Source organism: Devosia sp. (genome assembly GCF_028290435.1).
Lineage (GTDB): Bacteria > Pseudomonadota > Alphaproteobacteria > Rhizobiales > Devosiaceae > Devosia.
Window position 1 is genome coordinate 1 of sequence record NZ_JAQGJV010000060.1, and the last position, 5001, is coordinate 5001.

3 protein-coding genes are annotated in these 5001 nt (G+C 63.3%); all 3 read left to right on the top strand.

Annotated elements, in window-relative coordinates:
• A partial coding sequence (locus JWP26_RS13395) for an aldehyde dehydrogenase family protein (RefSeq protein WP_299728414.1) occupies positions 1-2307 on the top strand: 2307 nt, incomplete at its 5' end.
• 143 nt (positions 2308-2450) lie between these two features.
• Positions 2451-3773 carry a thymidine phosphorylase gene (gene deoA / locus JWP26_RS13400; protein ID WP_299728417.1) on the top strand — a complete coding sequence of 441 codons (1323 nt, stop codon included), beginning with the start codon at positions 2451-2453 and terminating at the stop codon, positions 3771-3773.
• A gap of 10 nt (positions 3774-3783) precedes the next feature.
• Positions 3784-5001 carry a phosphopentomutase gene (locus JWP26_RS13405; RefSeq protein ID WP_299728420.1) on the top strand — a complete coding sequence of 406 codons (1218 nt, stop codon included), beginning with the start codon at positions 3784-3786 and terminating at the stop codon, positions 4999-5001.

The following is a 5001-nucleotide window of genomic DNA, read 5'->3' on the forward strand; positions in this document are numbered from 1 at the left end:
CAGGCTAATGCCTGGCTGGATAGCCATGGCCGCAAGTTCGGCCATTTCATCGATGGAAAATGGACCAAGCCGGGCAAGACTTTTGCCTCGGATAATCCGGCGACCGGCAAGCCGCTGGCGCAGATCACCGATGGCACGGCGGAGGATGTGGACGCGGCGGTGAAGGCCGCCCGCGCGGCGTTCCCGGCATGGTCGGGACTGTCGGGGTACGAGCGCGGCAAATATCTTTATGCCATCGCCCGCGCCATCCAGAAACATGCGCGCCTGTTCGCGGTGCTGGAAACCATGGACAATGGCAAGCCGATCCGGGAGTCTCGCGATATCGATATCCCGCTGGTGGCGCGCCACTTCTATCACCATGCCGGCTGGGCTCAGCATCTGAGCCGCGAGTTCCCCAATGCGGTGCCGTATGGCGTGTGCGGGCAGATCATTCCGTGGAATTTTCCGCTGTTGATGCTGGCGTGGAAGATTGCTCCGGCACTCGCCGCCGGTAACACCGTTATTCTCAAGCCGGCCGAGTTCACCTCGCTGACGGCGCTGCTGTTCGCCGAGATCTGCGAACGCGTCGGCCTGCCCAAGGGCGTGGTCAACATTGTGACCGGCGAAGGTGACACCGGCGCCGCCATCGTGGCCCACGCCGGTATCGACAAGATCGCCTTTACCGGCTCGACCGAAGTGGGCAAGGCCATCCGTGCGGCGACGGCAGGCACCGGCAAGGGGCTGAGCCTCGAGTTGGGCGGCAAGTCGCCCTACATCGTCTTCGAGGACGCCGATATCGACAGCGCCATCGAGGGCCTGGTTGACGCCATCTGGTTCAACCAGGGGCAGGTGTGTTGCGCCGGCTCGCGGCTGCTGGTGCAAGAGAGCATCGAGGAGCGCTTCATCACCAAGCTCAAGCTGCGCATGAGCACGCTGCGCGTCGGCGATCCGCTGGACAAGTCGGTGGATATCGGCGCGCTGGTGGCGCCGGTACAGGTCGAGCGCATTCGCGAGCTGATGAAGCGCGGCGCTGCTGAAGGCGCGGTGATCTATGAGCCCGATGGGATGACGCTGCCGGGCGCGGGGTGTTTTCTCAAGCCAGCGCTGGTGACCAATGTGTCGCCGGCCAATACCCTGGTCGCCGAGGAAATCTTCGGGCCGGTGCTGGTGGCCATGAGCTTCCGCACGCCCGAGGAGGCGGTACAGCTCGCCAACAATACCAAATACGGCCTCGCCGCGACGATCTGGAGCGAGAACATCAATCTGGCGCTCGATATCGCTCCCAAGATCAAGGCGGGCGTGGTGTGGATCAACGGCACCAACAACTTTGACGCCGCCGTTGGCTTCGGGGGCTACAAGGAAAGCGGTTTTGGCCGCGAAGGTGGCCGCGAGGGCATGAGTGCTTACCTCAAGCCGAAATGGGAGAAGGCGCTGAAGCCTGCGCCCGTCGCCGCGGCGGCTCCGGCAAAGGCCGCCAATCCCCTCGATGGCGGCCATCTCGACCAGACCGCCAAAATGTATATGGGCGGCAAGCAGGCGCGGCCGGATAGCGGATACAACCGCCCGGTGCATGGGGCCGATGGCACGCTGATCGGCGAAGTCGGCGACGGCAATCGCAAGGATATCCGCAACGCTGTCGAGGCGGCGCGTGGTGCGCTCGGCTGGGCGACGACCGCGGCGCATTCGCGGGCGCAAATCCTCTATTTCCTGGCGGAAAATCTCGATTATCGCCGTGACGAGTTTGCTGCGCGCATCAAGGCGCAGACTGGCGAGGATGGGGCGACCGAGGTCGCACTATCCGTTGAGCGGCTGTTCGCCTTTGCCGGTTGGGCCGATAAATATGATGGGGCGGTGCACAATCCGCCGCAGCGCACCGTGGCCGTGGCCATGGTCGAAGCGCTGGGGGTGATTGGCATTGTGGCGCCACCGAGCCGCCCGCTGCTTGGCTCCATCGCCCTGATCGCCCCGGCTTTGGCCATGGGTAATCCCGTGGTGCTGGTGCCCTCGAGCCAGTGGCCGTTGTCGATCACCGACCTCTATCAGGTCATCGAAACGTCGGACGTGCCCTCCGGCGTCATCAACATTGTCACCGGCGACAGCGTGGCTTTGGCCAAGACGTTGGCCGAACACGACGGTGTCGATGGGCTGTGGTTTGCTGGGTCCCTCGATGCCTCCACCATGGTGGAAAAGGCCTCCATCACAAATCTCAAGCAGACCTGGACCAGCAGGGGGCTGTACTATGACCTCGCCGACCGCCTGTTCGAGGGGGATTACTTCTTGAGCAAAGCCACGCAGGTCAAGAACGTCTGGATCCCCTACGGGGCATGAGGCGAGTACCCCCACCTAACCTCCCCCTGGTAGAGGGAGGAATCCGCGCGGTGGGTTAGGCGATATTGTGCTCAATACTCGATCTGTTTCTTCCCCTGCCAGGGGAAGGGTCAGGTGGGGTGTCCCCTGAAAGAAAGCCAAAAATGGTCTTCCTCCCCCAAGAAGTCATCCTCAAGAAGCGCAACGGCGAACCGCTGGCATCCGAGGAAATCGCCCAGTTCATCACGGGTTTCGCCTCCGGTAGTGTCTCCCACGCCCAGGCGGCAGCCTTTGCTATGGCGGTCTATTTTCAAGATATGAGCATGCCCGAACGCGTAGCGCTGACGCTGGCCATGCGGGATTCGGGGACCGTACTCGATTGGTCCGATCTGGATGGCCCCGTTGCCGATAAGCATTCCACCGGAGGGGTGGGGGATAATGTCAGCCTGATGCTGGCGCCGATCCTGGCGGCGATCGGCATCTACGTGCCGATGATTTCGGGGCGCGGGCTGGGTCATACCGGTGGGACGCTCGACAAGTTCGATGCCATTCCGGGCTATACGACCAGCCCCGATAACGCGCTGTTTCGCAGCGTGGTGAAATCTGCCGGCTGCGCCATTATCGGGCAGACTGCCGACCTCGCCCCGGCCGACAAGACGCTTTATTCCATCCGCGACGTGACCGGCACGGTGGAATCCATCGCGTTGATCACCGCCTCGATCCTCAGCAAGAAGCTGGCGGCGGGCCTCGGCGCGCTGGTGCTCGACGTCAAGACGGGCTCGGGCGCCTTCATGCCGACGCTGGAGAAGTCGCGCGATCTGGCGGCCAGCCTGGTCGAGGTCGCCAATGGCGCCGGCCTCAAGACCGGGGCTCTGATCACCGACATGAACGAGCCGCTGGCGACTGCAGCCGGCAATGGACTGGAAGTTCGCAATGCCGTCGATTTCCTGACCGGGCGGCATCAGGATGCGCGGCTCAAAGAGGTGACGCTGGCTCTGTGTGCGGTGGTGGCGGAAATGACCGGCGTGGCCAAGACGCCGGAGCAGGGTCGCGGCATGGTGGAGGACGCGCTCAACAGCGGGCGGGCCACCGAGCGCTTTGCCCGCATGGTGATAGCGCTAGGTGGGCCGGCCGATTTCGTCGAGAACATGGATGCCCATCTGGCGCCCGCGCCGATTGTCCGCGATGTGTTTGCGAGCGAGCAGGGGGTGATTGCCGAGATCGATACGCGTGGTGTCGGCATGGCGGTGGTTGCGCTAGGAGGCGGGCGCGCGACGCCGACCGATGCGATCGATCACCGGGTGGGGTTTGATCGCCTGCTGGGCCTTGGCGCGCTTGTCGATTCCTCTATGCCCATCGCGCGCATTCATGCCCGCGACGAGGCGTCGGCCGCCGATGCGGAAAGCCGCCTCAAATCCGCCTATCGGTTGGGCGAACACGCTCCCGCCAATCCGCTGATTGCCGACCGTATCGCCCCGACGAGCTGAGGATATTTTTATGCCCCGCGCGATCCTCCTCATCCTCGATAGCGTCGGCATTGGCGGCGCGCCGGACGCGGACGCCTATGGTGATGTCGGCTCCAATACGGTGGGCCATATCGCCGAATATGCCGCTGCCGGCAAAGCCGACCGGCAGGGCTTGCGCAGCGGGCCGCTCAATGTGCCCAATATGGATGCAATGGGCTTGGGTGCGGCGATCAAGCTATCGACCGGTTCGCTACCGCCGAACCTGTCGGCCACGCCAAAAGGTGGACGCTTCGGGGTTGGTCGCGAAGTGTCGCGCGGCAAGGATACGCCGTCCGGGCACTGGGAGATTGCCGGGGTGCCGGTGCCGTTCGACTGGGGCTATTTCCCGCAAACTGAGCCGACCTTTCCGACCGAGGTGATTGCGGAATTTATCGCGCGCGCAAAACTGCCGGGCATTCTGGGCGACAAACACGCCTCGGGCACCGATATCATCGCCGAGCTGGGCGAGAAGAGCATCCGCACCGGCAAGCCGATCGTTTATACGTCGATCGACAGCGTGTTCCAGATCGCCGCGCATGAGACCCATTTCGGGCTCGAACGGTTGTATGAAATTTGCCAGATCGCGTTCGAATTGACCGCGCCGCTGATGATCGGCCGGGTCATCGCGCGGCCGTTTATCGGTGAGGATGCAACCAGTTTCAAACGCACCGGCAACAGGCGCGATTTTGCCATTTCGCCGCCTGAGCCGACTTTGCTCGACCGCAACAAGGCGGCCGGACGGCAGGTGTTCGCCATCGGCAAGATTTCCGACATTTATGCCGGCCATGGCGTGACCCACAAACTCAAGGGCACCGGGCTGCTGCAGTTGTTCGACAAGACGCTGGAGGCGCTGGAAATGGCGGCTGACGGCGCGTTCGTCATGACCAATTTCGTCGATTTCGACAGCGAATATGGCCATCGCCGCGACGTGCCTGGCTATGCGGCGGCGCTCGAACTGTTCGATGGGCGCCTGCCCGAACTGATCGCCAAGCTCAGGTACGACGATCTTTTGATTCTGACGGCGGACCACGGCAACGATCCGACCTGGAAAGGGACCGATCACACCCGCGAACAGATCCCCATCCTGATGTTTTCCCCAGCCCTTGCGCGGGGCGAGATTGGCATTCGCTCTACGTTCGCCGATATTGGCGAAAGCATTGCGCACTGGCTGGGCCTGGCGCCCGGCCGCCACGGCCGCAGCTTCCTTTAA

Coding starts and splice junctions, on each gene's coding strand:
- deoA (WP_299728417.1), top strand. CDS start 2,451: ATGGTCTTCCTCCCCCAAGAAGTCATCCTCAAGAAGCGCAACGGCGAA.
- JWP26_RS13405 (WP_299728420.1), top strand. CDS start 3,784: ATGCCCCGCGCGATCCTCCTCATCCTCGATAGCGTCGGCATTGGCGGC.